Genomic DNA, 18480 nt, shown 5'->3' with positions numbered 1-18480 from the left:
GCCCGGTCGGCCATGCCGACGCCACTGGCCCGGTCGGCCATGCCGACACCGACTGATCCGGTCGGCCATGCCGACGCCCACTGACCCGGGCCCCTTCGTCACCCCGCGGTACGGCGAGCGCAGCCTCACCGACCTGCTCGGCTCGGCGTACGCGACGGTCGCCGGCGGTGCCGAGGGGAACGGCGGCGTCGACCCGCTCGGGCTGTCCGCGGTACTGCCGGGGATCCGCCGGATCGTGGTACTGCTGGCCGACGGCCTCGGCGCGCACCTGTTGCCGCTCGCCGCGCCGGTCGCGCCGACGCTCGCTGCCGCCACCGCGCTGCCCCCGCTGACCTGCGGTTTCCCGTCGACGACGCCGACCAGCCTGGTGTCGCTGGGGGTCGGCGCGCCGCCCGGCCGGCACGGCGTGATCGGCTTCACGGTGCGGCTGCCCGGCACCGACCGGCTGTTCACCCACATCCGCTGGGACGCCGATGTCGACCCGCGCCGCTGGCAGCCGCTGGCCAGCTGCTTCGACCGGGGTCGCGCCGCCGGCGTACCGGGTTGGGTGGTCGGCTCGCCGTCGTTCGCGACCAGCGGTCTGACCGATGCCGCGTACCGGGGCGCCGACTACCTGAGCGCCCGCGGCACCGACCAGTTCGTCGCGGCGGTGACCCGCGCGCTGGCGGCCGCCGAGCGTGGCGTGATCCTCGTGTACCGGCCGGAGATCGACCACACCGGCCACCTGTCCGGCCCGGGGTCGGCGCCGTGGCTGGCCGCGGTCGCCGCCGTCGACGAGGTCGTGGCCGGCATCACCGCGGTGCTGCCGGGCGACACCGCGCTGGTGGTGACCGCCGACCACGGCATGGTCCGGGTCGGCGACGCGGACCGGATCGACCTGGACACCGACCCGGACCTGCGCCGCGGTACCCGGGTGATCGCCGGCGAGGGGCGCGCCCGGTACGTGCACGCCGAGCCCGGCGCCGCGACCGACGTCCTGGCCGCCTGGCGCGAGCTGCTGGCCGGCCGGGCCGAGGTCGTCTCGCGGGACGAGGCGATCGCCGCCGGCTGGTACGGTCCGACCACGCCGGCCGCCGCCGAGCGTATCGGCGACGTGGTCGCCGTCTGCCGCGGCCGGTCGGTCCTGATCCGTAGCCGGGCGGAACCGACCGAGTCGGCCTTCTCCGGCTACCACGGTTCGCTCACCGAGGTGGAGATGACCGTTCCGCTCCTGCTCGCCCGCCCCACCCCCTGACCCGTGCCGGCCCCGCTCGTCCGCCCCGGAACATCCATGCCACGGTCCTGTCGGACCCCACCGGTCCTGTCGGACCCCACCGGTACGGTCGGGAACGGATCGGCCGGGGTGCGGGCCGGCGAGCGGGCGCGGGGGAGCATCGATGGGTCGCAACCAGTTGCAGCCGGGGGAGGGGCCGGGCGGGGCGGACGGCTTCGGTCCGGATGCCGACGACACCGGGTGCTCGATCCTGCACGTGGACATGGACGCGTTCTTCGCGTCCGTGGAGGTGCACCGCCGGCCCGAGCTGCGCGGTCGCCCGGTCGTGGTCGGCGGGGTGGCCGGCCGCGGGGTGGTCAGCTCGGCGAGCTACGAGGCGCGCCAGTTCGGCGTGCACTCGGCGATGCCGACCGCCCGGGCCCGCCGGTTGTGCCCGGCGGCGATCTTCCTGCCGCCCGACTTCGCCGCCTACCGGGCCGCCTCCGATGCGGTGATGCGGATCTTCGCGCAGACCACCCCGCTGGTCGAGCCGCTGTCGCTGGACGAGGCCTTCCTCGACGTGTCCGGCGCCCGGCGGCTGCTCGGCAGCCCGGCGCAGGTGGCCCGGCAGATCCGCGCGCGGGTGGTCGACGAGCTCGGCCTGACCTGCTCGGTGGGGGTGGCCCCGACCAAGTTCGTGGCGAAGCTGGCCTCCTCGCGGGCCAAGCCGGACGGGCTGTTGGTGGTGCCGGCCGACCGGGTCGTCGCCTACCTGCACCGCCTCCCGGTGGGGGCGCTGTGGGGGGTGGGGGAGCGCACCGAGCAGGCACTGCGCCGGCTCGGCGTGACGACCGTCGCCGACATCGCGCACAGCCGCCCGGAGACGCTGGTGACCGCGCTCGGGCCCGCGGTGGGCAGCCATCTGTACGAGCTGTCCTGGGGTCGTGACCCGCGCGCGGTCACGCCGCACACCCCGGAGAAGTCGGTCGGGGCCGAGACCACGTTCGAGACCGACATCGCCGACCCGGAGAAGATCCGGCGGGTGCTGCTGGAGCTGGCCGGCCGCTGCGCCACCCGGGCTCGCCGCGCCGGCGTCACCGGCCGTACGGTCAGCATCAAGGTGCGGTTCGCCGACTTTCGCACCATCACCCGCTCGCGCACCCTGCCCGATCCCACCGACGTGGCGCGGGAGATGTTCGAGACCGGCTGGTCGCTGTTCGACGCCCTCGGCACCCGGGAGCAGGTCCGGCTGATCGGCCTGCGGCTCGAAGGGCTGCAGGACGAGGCGGCGCCGCGGCAGCTGGTGCTGGGCGAGCGCGAGCACGGTTGGCGCGACGCGGAGCGGGCCGTGGACGCCGCCACCGAACGGTTCGGTGCCGCCGCGGTGCGACCGGCGTCGCTGCTGTCACCCGGGCAGCGCGCCGCTGACGCCAGATACCGGGATGAATCACCCAGTTGAGCCAGGAAAGTGGGCGAGCGAGCGGCACCGGTGAGAGCATGGGGGCATCCGCTGAACGAGGGTCGACTCCTGCTTCCCGCAGAGGTGACCCGCTCGTAGACTGGCCAGTAGGCAGCCGGACCCTGGCTGCTCGGTCAGCCGGCTTCGCCGGCCGCGTCGACCGGGAGGAGTGCCGTGCCGCTCTCGGAGCACGAGCAGCGACTGTTCGAGGAGATCGAGCGGTCGCTGGCTGACGACCCCAAGTTCGCTTCGGCCGTGCGCGCGAACGATCCGCGACATCACGCGCGCCGTCGCCTGGTGATCGCCGGGATCATCCTCGTCGTCGGGTTGGGGGTGCTGGTCGCAGGCGCGATGCTGCACAGCACGCTGCTCGGCGTGATCGGTTTCGTGATCATGCTCGCCGGCCCGGCGTTCGCGTTGCAGTCGCGCCGCCGCACCGGCAGCCGCCGTGGCCGTGGCCACCTGCGCGTCGTCGGTGGTTCGAGCCGCCGGCCCCGCCGCTCGACCACGTCACTGCGACGCGGCGGCTCCTGGCTGGACCGGCTCGAAGACCGCTGGCGCAACCGCCCGGAGGGTCACCGCTGACGCCACGCCGCGGCAGCTGTCGTACCGCCCGGAACGGGCCGGCCCAGCCGGCCCGTTCCGCGTCTGCCGAGCCAGTTGGCGATGGCCGGCCCGTTCGATGTCTGGCCGGGCCGGTGGTGACCGATCCGCTCGGCGTCCGCCAAGCCGGCTCGGTGGTGACGGCGTCCGCCAAGCCAGCTCGGTGGTGACGGCGTCCGCCAAGCCAGCTCGGTGGTGACGGCGTCCGCCAAGCCAGCCCGGTGGTGACGGCGTCCGCCAAGCCGGCCGGCCCGGTGGTGCCTGCGCTCGGGCCGGCCCGGGTGGTGACGGTGCTCAGCCGGTGCGGTCGGCGCGGCGGGTGCGCAGCGGGCGCGGCACCAGGCGGTGTGCGGCCTGCTGCCAGCCGGTGACCCGGGCGGCGACCGCGGTCACCGTGTCGGAGATCGCGTGCCGCCAGCGGCGGAGCACCGAGCGCGGCAGGATCGTCGCACCGAACCGGCGCAGTCGCGGTACCCGCTCGGCCAGGCCGGTGCGGGCCTGCCGGGACGCGTCGCGCAGCCCGGCCGCGTCCGCCGGGGTCCGGGCGTAACGGGCCCGCTCCTCGGCCAGCGCGAGCCGGCGGACCGCGTCCGCCGGGCCGGCCGGCAGCGACTCGTCGCGGACCAGCCGTGCCGCCATCGCGCGCGGTGTCTCGGACGTCGGTACCTCGTAGCGCAGGTCGACCATCGTGTCGACCAGCTCGTCCCAGGCCGCGTGGGCGGCGCGCCGGCCGGCCGCGGTACGTGCGTCGTCGCCGCCGTCGACCCGCACCTCCGGCGGATCCCCGTCGGACGCGGGGGACACCGCGAGAACGCGGTCCTCGGCCCGGGACCGGCGACCGCGCAGCATCCCGCGGCGGGCTGCCGGGACGGCGAGCAGGCCGACCAGCACCACCGCGCCCAGCGCCCAGTACAGCCAGACGGTCGAGCCGCTGCCAGAGCCGCCGTCGGCGCGGTTGACACCGGCCCCGCCGTGCTGCCCCGCGTCGGCCGGTGAGCCGGTCTCCTTGCGCCCGGACTGGCCGGCGGTGCTGCCGCCGCTGCTGGACGGGTCCGGCTCGCTCGGGTTCGGCGCCCAGCCGAACACCGCGGAGCCGGACACCTCGGTCGACGGGGTCGGGTCGAACGGCACCCAGCCGAACGTGGGGAACCAGACCTCGACCCAGGCGTGCGCCTCGTGACTGGTGATCTGCCAGGTCGTACCGTTGCCCAGCCGGGTGCCGTGGGTGTAGCCGACCACGACCCGGGACGGGATCCCGGCCTCGCGGGTCATCCAGGCCATCGCCGAGGCGTACTGCTCGCAGTAGCCCTGGCGGCCCTTGAGGAAGTCGACGATGGCGCTGCCGCTGGTGCCCGCCTTGGTCTGCAGGCTGTACTTGAAGTGGTTCTTCGGCGAGAAGAAGTCGAGGATCGCCCGCACCCGGTCGTACTCGTTGGCCTTGCCGCGGACCAGCTTGTCGACCTGGTCGGTGATCTGCGGGATGTGTCGTACCTCGGTGTTGCTCTTCACCGCCGGGTCACCGCTGGACAGCGCCGGTGCGGCCCGCAGGTCCTTGGCCTTGAAGTCGAAGCTGTCGTAGTTGGTGCGCCAACTGCGTCCGGCGGTCGCCGGCCGGTCGGCGGCCACCACCCCGGTGTCCGCGTCGTAACGCCAGTTCGCGCCGCCCGGAGCCTGCACCGTCGTCGGGTTGCCGAACAGCGGCAGGTACCGGTCGTCCAGCCGCTGCCCGGTCAGCTGGGCCTGGTAACGCTGGTACTTCAGCGACGACGGCTTGCCGCTGGTCGGCTCGACCAGGCCACGCGCCAGCGGCTGCGCCTGCCGGGACTGCCGCGGCTTGAACCCGTTGTCGGTGATCTGGTCGGCCACCGCGGTGCGCAGGTAGCCCGGATCCGGGTCGCTGGTGCGCAGCTGGAACAGGTTGATCGGGGTACCCAGCCGCAGGCTGCCGCGCAACGTCGAGATGGGGTTGATGCTGGTACCGAGCTGGGTCGTGCCGCCGGTGCCGGTACCGGTACCGGAGTTGTAGGCGGCGATGCGGTCCAGCACGCCGGTCGACAGCCCCGGTACGAGCAGCGGCACCACCACCGCGAGCACCAGCGCGGCGAACCCGACCCGCCGTCCCGCGGCGGCCAGCGGCGACGGCTCCCAGGTGTCGATGTCGCGGCCGTCGCCGGTGAACCGCCGACCCCACCGGCGTACCCGGTCGATGTGGTCGGTCATCAGCAGCCACAGGTAGCCGGCCGCGCTGAGCACGAACGGGATCCAGGACACGCTGTCGGGGTGCACCGCCACCGGCACCGAGTACAGCGCGAGCAGCGGCAGGCCGGCCAGCGCCGGATGCCGCATGCCGACGGCGAGCACGTCGACCGCGATCGCCACCAGCCCCACCCCGACCGCGACCAGGAAGTCGAGCGAGACGCGTTCGGGCACCGGCACCGCCAGCCGCTGCACGTCCTGCCCGGCCTGCGTCAGCAGCGCGTCGAAGTGCCGGAACGTGCTGGCGCTCGGCAACACCCGGAGAAACTCGTGGCCGGACGGGAAGGTCCAGGTCACCAGCAGCAGCAGCGCCGCGAGCGCGGCCAGCCCCTGCCCCCACACCGGGATCCGCACCGCCCGGGCGCAGATCGACACGATCACCACGACCGCGATCGACAGGAACGAGTACAGCACCCAGCTGTACAGGTCGAAGATGGTGGACAGCACCGTGGTGGACAGCAGCGTCGCCGCGCCGGCCACCAGCGCCACCGCGCGCCGCTGTGTCATCGGCGGACCTCCGGTCGCGGTGTCATCGGCGGACCTCCGGTCGCGGTGTCATCGGCGGACCTCCGGTCGCGGTGTCATCGGCAGGTCTCCGTCGGCGCCCGCCGGCGGGTGCGTCTCCCGGTCTCGGCACCGTCGGGCCGAACGCGCGGTCATCGCACGGTCCCGGTGACGGTGTCGGCCAGGCTCGCCCGGACCGCGACGCCGCGGGAGCCGTGCCCGGCCTGCGGCCACAGCGCGGCGAACGAGCTGCCGTGCGGCACCCCGATCACCCGCCAGCCGGCCCGCAGCAGCGTCAACGCGCTCGTCTGGTACGCCGTGTCCTGCGTCGCCCGCTGCTCGGCCGGCAGGCGCAGCCAGCCGGCGGCGTCCAGCAGGAACCCGACGCAGGTGGTACCGGAGGTGCGCAGCGCGGCGACCGCCTCGGCCTCCTCCGGCCGCATCATGCCGAGCACCGCGACGATCAGCCCGCCGTCGTCCCGGGCGTGCACCTGGCGTGCCACCTGGGTCAGGTCGCCGCGCTGGGACAGTTTCACCTCGGCCAGGTGGTCGAGCAGCAGCCCGATGCTGCCCCCGGACTCGCCGGTACCGGAGTCCAGGTCGGTGCCGGTCTCGGTGACCAGCCGCATCCGGTACCCGCAGTGCCGCAGGTGCACCGCGATGCTCGCCGCCGCCGAGACCGCCCACTCGAAGCTCGCGGTCGGCCCCTCGCCGCGGTGTCCTCGTACCCGGGTGTCCAGCAGGACGGTCGCGCGGCTCTCCCAGGGCTGCTCCTCGCGCCGCACCATCAGCTCGCCGGCCTTGGCGGTGGAGCGCCAGTGCACCCGGCGCAGGTCGTCGCCGTACCGGTACTCCCGGGTCGCGGCATCGTCCTCGCCGTGCACCGCCACCGACCGGGCGTGACTCTCGCCGGCGCCCGAGTACTCGCCGGTCAGCCGCACCGGGGACAGCGGCACCACCCGCGGCGCCACCCGCAGCGTGTCGACGTTGGGGAACGCCCGGGTCAGCTCGCACAGCCCGAACGGGTCGGTCAGCCGCACCACCAGCGGACCCACCTCGTACTTGCCGCGCACGTCGGCGCGCACCGTGTACGCCACCGAACTGGCCTTGTGCCCGGCCAGCCGCTCCAGCACCAGCCGCGGCCGGCTACCCAGCGCGTACGGCAGGCGGTCTTCCAAAAGCAGCGTCCCGGTCGGCAGCCGGGACGTGTTGACCAGCCGCAACACCACCCGGGCGGTGCCACCGACCGACACCCGTTGCGGCTGCAGCACCCGCGAGCAGCGCAGCTGGTAGCGGGTCCGGGCGACGGCCGCGGCCGACAGCACCGGCACCGCCGCGAGCAGCACCGCCACCCGGAGCAGATCGGACTCGCCGAGCAGCAGCGCCGACAGCGCCGCGGCCACCGCGGCGGCCAGGAAGCACCGCCCCCTCGTGGTCAGTCCGCGCAATGCCGATCTCACCGGCCGCCTCCCCGGTCATCCCTGCCAGTGGCCGCGACCATCGCCCGGCCGGGCGCCCGGCACCGGAATGCGGCGCACCAGGTCGGCCACGATCGCGTCGGTGGTGCGCCGGGCCAGCTGCGCCTCCGGGGTGGGGATCACCCGGTGCGCGAGCACCGGCACCACCAGCGCCTGCAGATCGTCGGGCGTCACGTAGTCACGGCCCTCCAGCGCGGCGACCGCACGCGCGGTGCGCAGCAACTGCAGCCCGGCCCGGGGGCTCGCCCCCAGCCGCAGGTCCGGCGACTGCCGGGTGGTCGCGACGATGTCCACCGCGTACTGCTTGAGCGGCTCGGAGACGTGCACCCGCCGCACCGTGGCGATCAGCCGCCGGATGGTGTCGGCGTCCGACACCGGGGACAGCTCGTCCAGCGGGTCACCGGCGCCGTGCAGGTCGAGCATGGTCAACTCGGCGTCCGGGCTGGGGTACCCCATCGCGATCCGGGCGGTGAACCTGTCCCGCTGCGCCTCCGGCAGCGGGTAGGTGCCCTCCATCTCGATCGGGTTCTGGGTGGCGATCACCATGAACGGCGTCTGCAGCCGGAAGGTGGTCCCGTCGACGGTGACCTGACGCTCCTCCATGCACTCCAGCAGCGCCGACTGGGTCTTCGGGGACGCCCGGTTGATCTCGTCGCCGACCACCAGGTTGGCGAACACCGCGCCCGGCTTGAACTCGAAGTCGCGGTTCTCCTGGTTGTACACGCTGACGCCGGTGACGTCGGACGGCAGCAGGTCCGGCGTGAACTGGATGCGCCGCACCGAGCAGTCGATCGAGCGGGCGAGCGCCTTGGCGAGCTTGGTCTTGCCGACGCCGGGCACGTCCTCGATGAGCAGATGCCCCTCGGCGAGCAGCACCGCGAGAGCCAACCGGACGATCGCCGGTTTGCCCTCGATGACCCGCTCGATGTTGCCGACGATGGCCTCGGCGGTCTCCCGAAGCTGCTCCGCGGGCATCGGCGCACCGAGCTCGTCGAGAGTGTGTTGGGCGGTCACCGGCCTCCTCCTTGTCCGCCGCACGCGTTCGCGGCGCGCACGCGTCCGGGCGCTGTCACCGACGCGTACCGCCCGGTGACGGTCTGCGCGTCGCAGCCCGGTGACGGCGGGCTGCCCGAGTGCATCCTCTCAGGCTATACGGGTACCGCCGGTGGCCCGGCTGATCATCTTTCGACAACGCTTCCGTCACCGTTCGCCATCGTGGTACCGACCATCCCGTTCGCCGTCCCGGTGGCGAGCGTCCCGTTCGCCATCCTGGCGTCGGCGCCCCGTCCCCGGTACCGCCGATCGTCCGAGATGTGCTGGCCACTCCGCGCGGGCGGTAACAGGGTGCCGGGCCGCGGCGCCGGGGAGGTAGACTGCCCGACATGATGGCGGCTGGCCTGCTTCTTACCGGGCCGTGCTGATCGGCCGCCGGCGCGGCTGCGCCGGCGACGCGGCACGGCAAACCCCTCCTGCGTGAGGGGTTTTTTCGTGCACCGGCCTCAGGGCGCCGGTGCGCAGGCTCCGCGACATTCCAGGCGTGACGACAGATAGCGGTGGTGGATTGCGATGACCGACAGTGCGCAACAGACCGGCGGTGCCGCGGGTTCCGGCGCGGATGCCCCGCCGTACCGCTACACCGCGGCGCTGGCCGCCGACATCGAGCGCCGCTGGCAGGACCGGTGGGAGGAGCAGGGCACGTTCCGGGCGCCGAACCCGGTCGGCCCGCTGGCCCCCGCGCCGGGCAGCGCCGAGGCCGACCGGCTGACCCGACCCAAGAAGTACGTGATCGACATGTTCCCGTACCCGTCGGGTGCCGGGCTGCACGTCGGTCACCCGCTGGGCTACATCGCCACCGACTGCCTGACCCGGTTCCAGCGGATGGCCGGGTTCAACGTGCTGCACGCGATGGGGTTCGACGCGTTCGGCCTGCCCGCCGAGCAGTACGCGGTGCAGACCGGTCAGCACCCGCGCAAGACCACCGAGGAGAACATCGACCGGTACCGGGGGCAGATGCGCCGGCTGGGGCTGGCCTACGACGACCGGCGCTCGTTCGCTACCACCGACCCGGAGTTCGTCCGCTGGACCCAGTGGATCTTCCTGCAGATCTACAACTCCTGGTACGACGCCGAGCAGCACCGGGCCCGCCCGATCGGCGAGCTGGTCGAGCAGTTCGCGTCCGGGGCCCGGCCGACGCCGGACGGTCGGCCGTGGGCACAGCTGTCCGAGACCGAGCGCGCCGGGGTGCTGGACGGCCACCGGCTGGCCTACCGCTCCGAGGCGCCGGTGAACTGGTGCCCGGGGCTGGGCACCGTGCTGGCCAACGAGGAGGTCACCCCGGACGGCCGGTCCGAGCGGGGCAACTTCCCGGTGTTCCGGCGCGACCTGGCGCAGTGGATGATGCGCATCACCGCCTACGCCGACCGGCTGCTGGACGACCTGGACACGCTGGAGTGGCCGGAGCCGGTCAAGATGATGCAGCGCAACTGGATCGGCCGCTCGCACGGCGCCCGGGTCGCCTTCGACGTGGCCGAGCACGCCGAGTCGATCACCGTGTTCACCACCCGGCCGGACACCCTGTTCGGCGCCACCTACATGGTGCTGGCGCCGGAGCACGACCTGGTCACCGCGATCACCCCGGCGAGCTGGCCGGCCGACACCCCGGCGGCGTGGACCGGCGGCGCGGCCGACCCGGCCACCGCGGTGGCCGACTACCGGCGGGCGGCGGCGACCAAGTCGGAGTTGGAGCGGCAGGAGAACAAGGACAAGACCGGGGTGTTCACCGGCGCGTACGCGATCAACCCGGTCAACGGCGCGCGGATTCCGATCTTCATCGCCGACTACGTGCTGGCCGGCTACGGCACCGGCGCGATCATGGCGGTGCCCGCGCACGACCACCGCGACTTCGCCTTCGCCCGGGCGTACGGGCTGCCGATGCGCTGCGTGGTCGCCCCGGACGACGGCCGCGGCGACGACCCGGCGAGCTGGGACGACGCGTTCGTCTCCGGCACCGCGGCGGTGGTCAACTCGACCGGCGACGGGGTGAGCCTGGACGGCCTGGCCGTGCCGGAGGCGAAGAAGCGCATCGCCGACTGGCTGGCCGCGCACGGCCACGGCGAGGCCACCACCACCTACAAGCTGCGCGACTGGCTGTTCAGCCGGCAGCGGTACTGGGGCGAGCCGTTCCCGGTGGTCTACGACGAGCAGGGACTGGCGCACCCGCTGCCGGCCGAGGCGCTGCCGGTCGAGCTGCCCGAGGTGGACGACTTCTCCCCGGTCACCTTCGACGCCGACGACGCGGACTCGTCGCCGGCGCCGCCGCTGGCCAAGGCGACCGACTGGGTGCACGTCACGCTGGACCTGGGCGACGGGCCGAAGCGGTACCGCCGGGAGACCAACACGATGCCCAACTGGGCCGGCTCCTGCTGGTACGAGCTGCGCTACCTGGATCCGACCAACGCCGACGCGCCGGTCGACCCGGCGAACGAGCAGTACTGGATGGGCCCGCGCGACGCCACCGACCCGGGCGGCGTCGACCTGTACGTCGGCGGGGTCGAGCACGCGGTGCTGCACCTGCTGTACGCGCGGTTCTGGCACAAGGTGCTGCACGACCTGGGGTACGTGGACAGCGCCGAGCCGTTCCGCCGGCTGATCAACCAGGGCTACGTGCAGGCGTACGCGTACACCGACGAGCGCGGCTTCTACGTGCCCGCCGAGCAGGTGGAGTCCACCGACGACGGCTACGTCTACGACGGCCGTCCGGTGGAGCGCGAGTACGGCAAGATGGGCAAGTCGCTGAAGAACGTGGTCACCCCAGACGAGATGTGCGACGCCTACGGTGCCGACACGTTCCGGGTGTACGAGATGTCGATGGGGCCGCTGGAGGCGTCCCGGCCGTGGGAGACCCGCGCCGTGGTCGGCTCGTTCCGGTTCCTGCAGCGGGTCTGGCGCTCGCTGGTCGACGAGCAGACCGGGCAGCCGCGCGTCGCCGACATCGCGATCGACGACGACACCCGCCGGCTGCTGCACCGCACCATCGACGGGGTCACCACCGAGACCGCGGAGCTGCGGTTCAACACCGCGATCGCGAAGCTGATCGAGCTGACCAACAAGCTGGTGCAGGTCTCCGCCGACGGTGCGCCGCGCGAGATCGCCGAGCCGCTGGTGCTGATGGTCGCGCCGTTCGCGCCGCACGTCGCCGAGCAGCTGTGGCAGCTGCTGGGCCACGACGACTCGCTGGCCTACCAGCCGTTCCCGGTCGCCGACCCGCAGTGGCTGACCGCCCCGTCGGTGGTCTACCCGGTGCAGGTCAACGGCAAGGTACGCGGCCGGATCGAGGTGGCGCCGGACGCCGCCGCGGACGTGGTGGAGGCGGCGGCACTGGCCGAGGAGAAGGTGGCCGCCGCGCTGGCCGGTCGCACCCCGCGCAAGGTCATCGTGGTACCGGGCCGGATGGTCAGCGTCGTGCTGTGACGCCGCGGTGTGGCCGTCCCGGCACCGCGCCGGGACGGCCCCCGCTTCGCCGTCCGCTGACCTGCGCCTTCCGTTCGGTTCAGCCGGGCGGTCGTAGGCTGGCAGGGTGCTGGTTCGACGACGCGGCGTCACGATCGCCGTACTGGCAGTGTTGCTCGGTGCCCTTGCTGCGGGCTGCGGCACGCACCACCCGTCCCGGCCGTCGGCCGCGGCGAGCGGTCCGTGGTCGGGGCCGCGGATGCGCTCGGCGAGCCCGTTCGGTACGCCGGGCGTCCAGCGCACCGCCCGACCCACGGTCGGCGCGGCCCGGGTCGGCGCCGTGTTCTCCGACAACGGTTCCGGCGGCCACTTCTGCACGGCGAGCATCGTCGACAGTCCCGGCGATTCGGTCATCCTGACCGCCGCGCACTGCGTACACGGGGGCAAGGGCGGCCACGAGAGCACCGACCTGATGTTCGTGCCGGGCTACCGGGACGGCGACGCCCCGTACGGGGAGTGGCCGATCACGCACGTCGTCGTGGACAAGCGGTGGGTACGGCACTCCGACCCGAACTACGACGTCGCGTTCGCCGACGTGGCCACCGTGCACGGCCGGCGGGTCGGGGACGTGTTCGGCGGCAACAAGCTCGGCTACGACCGCGGCTACCGGCTGCGGGTGCAGATCACCGGCTATCCCGCCTCGACCGAGCAGCCGATCACCTGCGGCAACGACACCACGAGGTTCTCCGCCGGGCAGCTACGGATCGAGTGCACCGGCTTCCCGGGCGGCACCAGCGGCAGCCCGTGGGTCACCGACCTGGACCGCGAGACGCACATCGGCACCGTGGTCGGCGTGATCGGCGGCTACCAGACCGGCGGGGCCACCCCGGACGTGTCCTACAGCCCGTACTTCGGCAACGGCGTGCTCGACCTGTACCGCACCGCGGTCCGCGACGAGCAGCACTGACCGGCGCCGCCCGCACACCCCGCCCGGGCGCCCACCGCGGGTCGTTCCGCCCGCGGTGAGCGCTCCCCGCGCGCCGGTGCGGTCAGCGGGGCAGGACCGCGGCGAGCCGCTCCGCGCGCAGCCTCTCCGGCCAGCTGTCGTCGATCGGCGGCAGCGCCGTCAGCGGCACGTCCAGCGCCCAGGACAGCACCAGGTCGGCCAGCGCCGGGTTGCGCGACAGCGCCGGCCCGTGCAGGTACGTGCCGATCACCCGGCCGGCCCAGGCGCCCTCGGTCTTGCCGTCGTTGCCGGTACCGACGAGCACCTTCGCCAGCGGGTTCGCCGCCGGGCCGAGGTGGCACCGGCCACCGTGGTTCTCGAAGCCGGTCAGCAGCGGCAGCCCGAGCCGCGGGTCGACCTCGCCGACCAGCTCGCCGACCGCCCGCGACTCGCCGCGGTCGCTGCGCAGGTCGAGCAGCTCGGCGCCGGCGATCCGGTTGCCGTCGATGTGGAAGTACTCGCCGATCAGCTGGATGCCGGCGCACACGGCGAGCACCGCGGCGCCGGCCGAGACCGCCGCCCGCAGCCCGCCGTCGGCCCGCATCCGTTGCGCCGCAAGGGTCTGCGGCCGGTCCTCGCCGCCGCCGACCAGGTAGATGTCGCCGCTGCGCGGGATCGGCTCGTCGTAGGCGATCGGGATGGTCTCCACGTCGATGCCGCGGGCCTGCGCCCGGCGGGCCAGGATCAGCAGGTTGCCCCGGTCACCGTAGGTGGACAGCAGGTCGGGGTAGACCCACACGATCCGCAGATGGCTGTCGCTGCGCGCGGCGGCGGGATCGATCGGCAGTCCGCTTGCTGCGGGGTCAGTTGGCACGGCCCAGCTCCGCTCGGATGTCCTGGAATGCGGTGTAGTTGGCGATCACTTCGAGCCGGCCCGGCGGTACCGCCGCGAGCGCGTCGGTGAACGCGTCCACCACCTCGAACGGCACCTCGTTGACCTCCAACCGCACGGCGAGGTCGTACCGCCGGTCGCCGGTGACGAGCACCCGGTGCCCGCGCAGCGACGCGTAGTCCACGTCGTACAGCCAGGAGGTGTCCAGGCCGTCGACCACCCGGGCGTTGATCGACAGCAGCACCGGGGGTGGCGGTGCGCCGGCCGGCGAGATCCGGTCGACCATGTCGAACGCCTCCAGCCAGCCGGCCGGGTTCTTGGCCAGCAGCAGCCGGATGCTGCGGCCGTCCCGCTCGACCGTGGCGTACCGCCCGGCGATGGAGGCGACCTCGGCCAGCCGCGGTGCCGCGTCGGCCGGCCGCACCCCGAACAGCGCCGCGGCCGCCAGCGCGGTGACCGCGTTGGCCCGGTTGACCCGTCCGGGCAGCTGCAGCGTGACCGGCTGCCGGATGCCGTCCGGGCCCGCCACGGTGTCGTCGTCGGCCAGCCACCAGGTCGGCTGCGGCCGGCGCAGGTCGCAGCCCGGGCAGGCCCAGTCGACGCCCTCGCGCTTGAGGTGCGCGCCGCACTGCGGGCAGACCCAGGAGTCCTCCTGCCAGCGCTGGCCGGCGGCCACCCAGATCACCTGCGGCGCCGCGCTGGCGGCCCAGGTCACCAGCGGGTCGTCGCAGTTGGCCACCACCTGGGTCGGCTCGGCACCGGGGGTGGCCGCCTGCTCGCGCAACGCGCCGAGCACCTCGCGCCACCGGTCGGCGAGCATGCCGACCTCCATCGCCCGGTCGAGCTGGTCGCGGCTGAGGTTGAGCAGCGCCACCACCCGCGGCCGGGTCTCGGCGAGCACCGTACGCAGGTAGTGCTCGTCGACCTCGAGCACGGCGTGCTGGGCATTGGGGGACTGGGCCAGCGCGGTGGTGTGCCCGGTCGGCATGTTCGCCCCGTAGCTGTTGGAGGCGACCGGGCCGAGGGTGCCCAGCGCCGCGGTCAGCAGCCGGGTGGTGGTGGTCTTCCCGTTGGTACCGGAGACCAGCGCCACCTGCCGGCCGCGGGCGAGCACGGTGAGCAGTCGCGGTTCGACCGCGAGTCCGATCCGTCCGCCGATCACCGAGCCGTCGCCGCGCCCGGTCATCCGGGACAGCCGGGCCGCGGTTCGTACCAGGGCCGTCGCGAGCTGGGCGCGCACCACGGAAGCTCCTCGGGTGTGTCGGGACCGGCGCATCGGCGCACCGGCGCTGACCAGGGGTCGGCTGGCCCGTCCGCATCGCCGACCGGCGATCGACGGCGCCTCGTCGTACCCGCGCGCCGGACCGCCTCTGGAAGTTTGGCACAGCACGCGGTGCGTCTCGCGCGCCGCCCCGAACCGCGTCGCCGGGCTCGAAATCTGTCGCCGGCGACAGATTGACCGCGACCCGGCCGCGTGGTACTCCACTTCGCTCCACCGGATGCCGGCCCGGCCGGACGCCGACCGGGCCGGGCGGGGCTTTTGCGGTGGTTTCCGGCTGCCTGACCGGATCGCCGGTCGCTCGACAGCGGTACCCCGTTCCACCCGGCGCCCGCCGGTCTGACCTGGGGATTCACCGACTTCGGCGGACCGGTATCGGCCTGTTGTCGATTGACGGTGGGGGGAAGTGGAGTACAGTGGAGCGCGTTGGGGGAGCCGGCTGAGTCGTCTCGTTGTCGTTCGCGACATCGCTGCGGTCTCGGCGGATCCGCCGGGCCGAGCGCCAGTTCCGGGGGGAAGGGGCGGCCATGTTTCTTGGCACCCATACCCCGCGCCTGGACGACAAGGGTCGGCTGATCCTTCCGGCAAAGTTTCGCGACGAGCTTGCGGAGGGCCTGGTGATCACGAAGGGGCAGGAGCGCTGCCTGTACGTGTTCCCCATGGCCGAGTTCCACCGGCTCGCCGAGCAGTTGCAGCAGGCGCCGGTCACGCACAAGGCGGCCCGGGCGTACAGCCGGGTGTTCTTTGCCAGTGCGTTCGACCAGGTGCCGGACAAGCAGGGCCGGATCACCGTTCCGCCGGCCCTGCGCGACTACGCGGGGCTGCGCCGGGAGCTGGCGGTGATCGGCGCCTCCAGTCGGGTCGAGGTGTGGGACAGCGAGGCGTGGCAGGGCTATCTCGCCGAGAGCGAGGAGTCCTTCGCCGACATCGAGGAGGGGGTGCTGCCCGGGTTCTGACTGGTGCGCGCGGCGTGTGTCGCAGCGCGCGGTGAGTGGACGGTTGTCGTGCCGTGAGGTCTCCAGCCGCTCAGCCGTACCTGGCGCTACTTCCCCGGTGCCAGGTGCATCGAGCGGATGGGGACCTGAGGGCACGGGCAGTGGAGTTCGCCGCGGGGGTGAGGTCCGTTCGGCAGTGGGGCCCGGGTGTCACCGGGGCCCGGGGCCGGCCGAGCGGGATGTGTGGTGAATCCACCGGTTCTGTCGCTCACGAGGGGGTCGTATGGGGGACGAGCGACGCCGTGTCGCGCCGGGGCGGCGCAGGCCGGCGACGCCGGGCGTGCCGGTGCCGGCCGGTACGCACGTCCCCGTCTTCGCTCAGCGAAGTCTGGAACTGCTGCGCCCGGCGCTGTCCGGACCCGAACCCGTGCTGGTCGACGCGACCCTCGGCCTCGGCGGGCACGCCGAGTTGTTCCTGGAGACCTTTCCGGCGCTGACACTGGTGGGGCTGGACCGCGACACCGAGGCGCTGCGCCGCAGCGAGCAGCGGCTGGCCCGGTTCGCCGACCGGATCCGGCTGGTGCACGCGGTGTACGACGAGATCGGTACCGCGCTCGCCGACCTGCGCCTGTCCACAGTGGACGGAGTGCTGTTCGACCTGGGCGTGTCGTCGCTGCAGCTGGACTCCGACGAGCGGGGCTTCTCCTACTCCCGTCCGGCGCCGCTGGACATGCGGATGGACCAGACGACCGGCGACACCGCGGCCGAGCTGGTCAACGGAGCGAGCGCCGGCGAGCTGACCCGCATCCTGCGCGACTACGGCGACGAGCGGTTCGCCTCCCGCATCGCCGCGGCGATCGTGCGGCGTCGTGCGGAGGCGCCGATCGAGGACAGCGTCACGCTCGCCGAGCTGGTCCGCGACTCGATCCCGGCGCCGGCCCGGCGCACCGGCGGCAACCCGGCCAAGCGCACCTTCCAGGCGCTGCGGATCGCCGTCAACGGCGAGCTGGACGCGCTGCGGGGCGCGCTGCCGGCGGCGCTGTCGGCGCTGCGGGTGGGCGGCCGGCTGGTGGTCCTGTCGTACCAGTCGCTGGAGGACCGGATCGTCAAGCGCGAGCTGGCCGGCTGGTCGCGCAGCAGCGCGCCGCCCGACCTGCCGGTGGTGCCAGAGCCGCTGCAGCCGAGGTTCCGGCTGCTCACCCGCGGCGCGGTGGAGCCGGACGAGGCGGAGATCGCGGCGAACCCGCGGGCGACATCGGCACGATTACGTGCCGCGGAACGGATCCGGGGCGGCCGCCCCGGTGACTCGGCGACGAGGGAGGGAACATGACCGCCGAACCGGTACGCGACGACGACCGACGCTACGACCAGCCCGGCTACGACGATCCGGTGCGCAACCGGGCCGGTGGTCGCCCGTCCCGCGGCCGGACCGGCCGGCCCCTCCGGACCGGCCGCGCCGGCGCCGGTCGCGACCCGCGGGTCGACCCGGCCGGACGCCGCAACGGTGTCCGCCGCGACCTGAGCGGTCGCGCCGAGCGGTACCGGGCCGAGCCGGCGCGCGGTGGTGACGAGGTGCGCCACGGCGAACCCGACCGGCGGCCCGGCGAGCAGCGCACCGGCCAGGACGCCAGCCGGCGCGGCGAGGCTCGCCGGACCGGCAGCACGGTACGGCCGGAGCGGCGTCGCGGCGTCGCCCCGACCCGGCAGGGCGACCCGGCGACCCGGAAGGCCGCCGCGCCCAGCCGCCGGCGCGGCGACGCACCCCGGCGCGGTACCGCCCGGCCGGCGGCCGCCCGTCCGGCGGAGCAGCCCCAGCGGGTGGCCGAACCGCGGGTCGCGGGTGCCGCCGATGCGTCGCGGCGGCGCAGCGCGCCGCCGGCGGCAGTGGCGCTGCCGCGTACCCCGTTCGTCCTGCTGGTGCTCGGGTTGGTGGCGGCGGGCATCGTGGGCCTGCTGGTGCTCAACACCGCGATCAACACCACGTCGCTGCGGGTGCAGCAGCTGCGTACCCAGCAGTCCACTCTGGACGATCAGGAGCAGCAGCTGAACCAGCAGCTGGCCGATCTGCAGTCGCCGGGCAACCTGCAGGCCGCGGCGACCCGGATGGGGCTGGTGCCGGCCGGCCAGACCGCCTTCATCCGGCTGCCGGACGGCAAGGTGATCGGCGTGCCGCAGCCGGTGCCCGCGCACGGCGGCGGCCAGTAGCGCCGCCGGCCGGACCACCGCCGCGGGCCCGGCCCCGAGAGGACACTGCCCCGAGAGGACACGATGGCGACGCGACGCGGACCCGGGCCCGACCCACGCCGGGGCGGCCGGACCGACGACGACCCGGACGACGTGGTGGTGCCGCTGCGCCGGGACACCGGCGGCCTCGGCGACGCCCGGCGTTACCGGCCGCGGGGCCACACCGTACGCGAGTCGGCGGACCCGGCCGACGCGAGCCGGCGGGCCGACCAGGCGCGGCGGTCGCAGGAACGGCGGGAGCGC

General features: G+C 74.1%; 14 protein-coding genes. 9 read left to right on the top strand and 5 right to left on the bottom strand.

The genetic code is table 11. The features are described from left to right. Nucleotides 1–67 precede the first annotated feature (67 nt). The 3 genes from NUM_RS05030 to NUM_RS05020 all read left to right on the top strand — a co-directional run bounded on the left by NUM_RS05030 (nucleotide 68) and on the right by NUM_RS05020 (nucleotide 3236). The gene (locus NUM_RS05030) at nucleotides 68–1234 is read left to right on the top strand and encodes an alkaline phosphatase family protein (RefSeq protein WP_207123372.1); all 1167 of its coding nucleotides are present in this window, start codon (nucleotides 68–70) and stop codon (nucleotides 1232–1234) included. Between the two features lie 142 nt (nucleotides 1235–1376). Continuing rightward, complete coding sequence (locus tag NUM_RS05025) at nucleotides 1377–2651, top strand: DNA polymerase IV (RefSeq protein WP_207123371.1); 1275 nt, start codon at nucleotides 1377–1379, stop codon at nucleotides 2649–2651. Between the two features lie 174 nt (nucleotides 2652–2825). Then, on the top strand, nucleotides 2826–3236 hold the full coding sequence (locus tag NUM_RS05020) for a DUF3040 domain-containing protein (RefSeq protein WP_207123370.1): 411 nt from the start codon (nucleotides 2826–2828) through the stop codon (nucleotides 3234–3236). 312 nt (nucleotides 3237–3548) lie between these two features. Here the strand turns inward: NUM_RS05020 and NUM_RS05015 are convergent, their stop codons facing one another. The 3 genes from NUM_RS05015 to NUM_RS05005 all read right to left on the bottom strand — a co-directional run bounded on the left by NUM_RS05015 (nucleotide 3549) and on the right by NUM_RS05005 (nucleotide 8467). After that, nucleotides 3549–6017 carry a transglutaminaseTgpA domain-containing protein gene (locus NUM_RS05015; RefSeq protein ID WP_207123369.1) on the bottom strand — a complete coding sequence of 823 codons (2469 nt, stop codon included), beginning with the start codon at nucleotides 6015–6017 and terminating at the stop codon, nucleotides 3549–3551. Nucleotides 6018–6166: 149 nt separating this feature from the next. Continuing rightward, complete coding sequence (locus NUM_RS05010) at nucleotides 6167–7474, bottom strand: DUF58 domain-containing protein (protein WP_207123368.1); 1308 nt, start codon at nucleotides 7472–7474, stop codon at nucleotides 6167–6169. 15 nt (nucleotides 7475–7489) lie between these two features. Beyond that, nucleotides 7490–8467: an AAA family ATPase gene (locus tag NUM_RS05005; protein ID WP_207123395.1), complete on the bottom strand. Its 978-nt coding sequence runs from the start codon at nucleotides 8465–8467 to the stop codon at nucleotides 7490–7492. Nucleotides 8468–9058: 591 nt separating this feature from the next. On the opposite strand from NUM_RS05005, the gene leuS reads away from it, so the two are divergent. Then, a complete protein-coding gene (gene leuS, locus NUM_RS05000; RefSeq protein ID WP_207123367.1) occupies nucleotides 9059–11962 on the top strand; it encodes a leucine--tRNA ligase in 2904 nt (967 codons plus the stop codon). A gap of 106 nt (nucleotides 11963–12068) precedes the next feature. Next, on the top strand, nucleotides 12069–12908 hold the full coding sequence (locus NUM_RS04995) for a trypsin-like serine peptidase (protein WP_207123366.1): 840 nt from the start codon (nucleotides 12069–12071) through the stop codon (nucleotides 12906–12908). 82 nt (nucleotides 12909–12990) lie between these two features. On the opposite strand, the gene NUM_RS04990 is transcribed toward NUM_RS04995, so the two are convergent. Together NUM_RS04990 and NUM_RS04985 are read right to left on the bottom strand one after the other, a co-directional pair. Next, complete coding sequence (locus tag NUM_RS04990; RefSeq protein ID WP_370466927.1) at nucleotides 12991–13761, bottom strand: type 1 glutamine amidotransferase; 771 nt, start codon at nucleotides 13759–13761, stop codon at nucleotides 12991–12993. Further along, nucleotides 13751–14965: a MurT ligase domain-containing protein gene (locus tag NUM_RS04985; protein WP_225918342.1), complete on the bottom strand. Its 1215-nt coding sequence runs from the start codon at nucleotides 14963–14965 to the stop codon at nucleotides 13751–13753. Before NUM_RS04985 ends, NUM_RS04990 begins: the two co-directional genes overlap by 11 nt. 620 nt (nucleotides 14966–15585) lie before the next feature. On the opposite strand from NUM_RS04985, the gene mraZ reads away from it, so the two are divergent. The 4 genes from mraZ to NUM_RS04965 all read left to right on the top strand — a co-directional run. Further along, the gene (mraZ, locus tag NUM_RS04980; protein ID WP_207123364.1) at nucleotides 15586–16014 is read left to right on the top strand and encodes a division/cell wall cluster transcriptional repressor MraZ; all 429 of its coding nucleotides are present in this window, start codon (nucleotides 15586–15588) and stop codon (nucleotides 16012–16014) included. Nucleotides 16015–16276: 262 nt separating this feature from the next. After that, nucleotides 16277–17323: a 16S rRNA (cytosine(1402)-N(4))-methyltransferase RsmH gene (rsmH, locus tag NUM_RS04975; RefSeq protein ID WP_207123363.1), complete on the top strand. Its 1047-nt coding sequence runs from the start codon at nucleotides 16277–16279 to the stop codon at nucleotides 17321–17323. After that, nucleotides 17320–18198, top strand: a complete 879-nt coding sequence (locus NUM_RS04970; protein WP_207123362.1) for a hypothetical protein — start codon at nucleotides 17320–17322, stop codon at nucleotides 18196–18198. The genes rsmH and NUM_RS04970 overlap by 4 nt, the downstream gene beginning before the upstream one ends. A 63-nt stretch (nucleotides 18199–18261) precedes the next feature. Further along, nucleotides 18262–18480: hypothetical protein (locus NUM_RS04965; protein WP_207123361.1), on the top strand; the 219-nt coding region annotated here is incomplete at its 3' end.

The sequence above is a fragment of the Actinocatenispora comari genome (assembly GCF_017312725.1).
In the GTDB taxonomy this organism is placed as follows: domain Bacteria; phylum Actinomycetota; class Actinomycetes; order Mycobacteriales; family Micromonosporaceae; genus Actinocatenispora; species Actinocatenispora comari.
This window is presented reverse-complemented; position numbering and strand designations above follow the sequence as displayed.

Excerpts from the sequence above, each read along its gene's own strand:
- NUM_RS04970 (WP_207123362.1), top strand. The coding sequence starts at position 17,320 with ATGACCGCCGAACCGGTACGCGACGACGACCGACGCTACGACCAGCCC.
- NUM_RS05015 (WP_207123369.1), bottom strand. The coding sequence starts at position 6,017 with ATGACACAGCGGCGCGCGGTGGCGCTGGTGGCCGGCGCGGCGACGCTG.
- NUM_RS05005 (WP_207123395.1), bottom strand. The coding sequence starts at position 8,467 with ATGCCCGCGGAGCAGCTTCGGGAGACCGCCGAGGCCATCGTCGGCAAC.
- rsmH (WP_207123363.1), top strand. The coding sequence starts at position 16,277 with ATGGGGGACGAGCGACGCCGTGTCGCGCCGGGGCGGCGCAGGCCGGCG.
- NUM_RS04985 (WP_225918342.1), bottom strand. The coding sequence starts at position 14,965 with ATGACCGGGCGCGGCGACGGCTCGGTGATCGGCGGACGGATCGGACTC.
- NUM_RS05025 (WP_207123371.1), top strand. The coding sequence starts at position 1,377 with ATGGGTCGCAACCAGTTGCAGCCGGGGGAGGGGCCGGGCGGGGCGGAC.
- leuS (WP_207123367.1), top strand. The coding sequence starts at position 9,059 with ATGACCGACAGTGCGCAACAGACCGGCGGTGCCGCGGGTTCCGGCGCG.
- mraZ (WP_207123364.1), top strand. The coding sequence starts at position 15,586 with ATGTTTCTTGGCACCCATACCCCGCGCCTGGACGACAAGGGTCGGCTG.
- NUM_RS05030 (WP_207123372.1), top strand. The coding sequence starts at position 68 with ATGCCGACGCCCACTGACCCGGGCCCCTTCGTCACCCCGCGGTACGGC.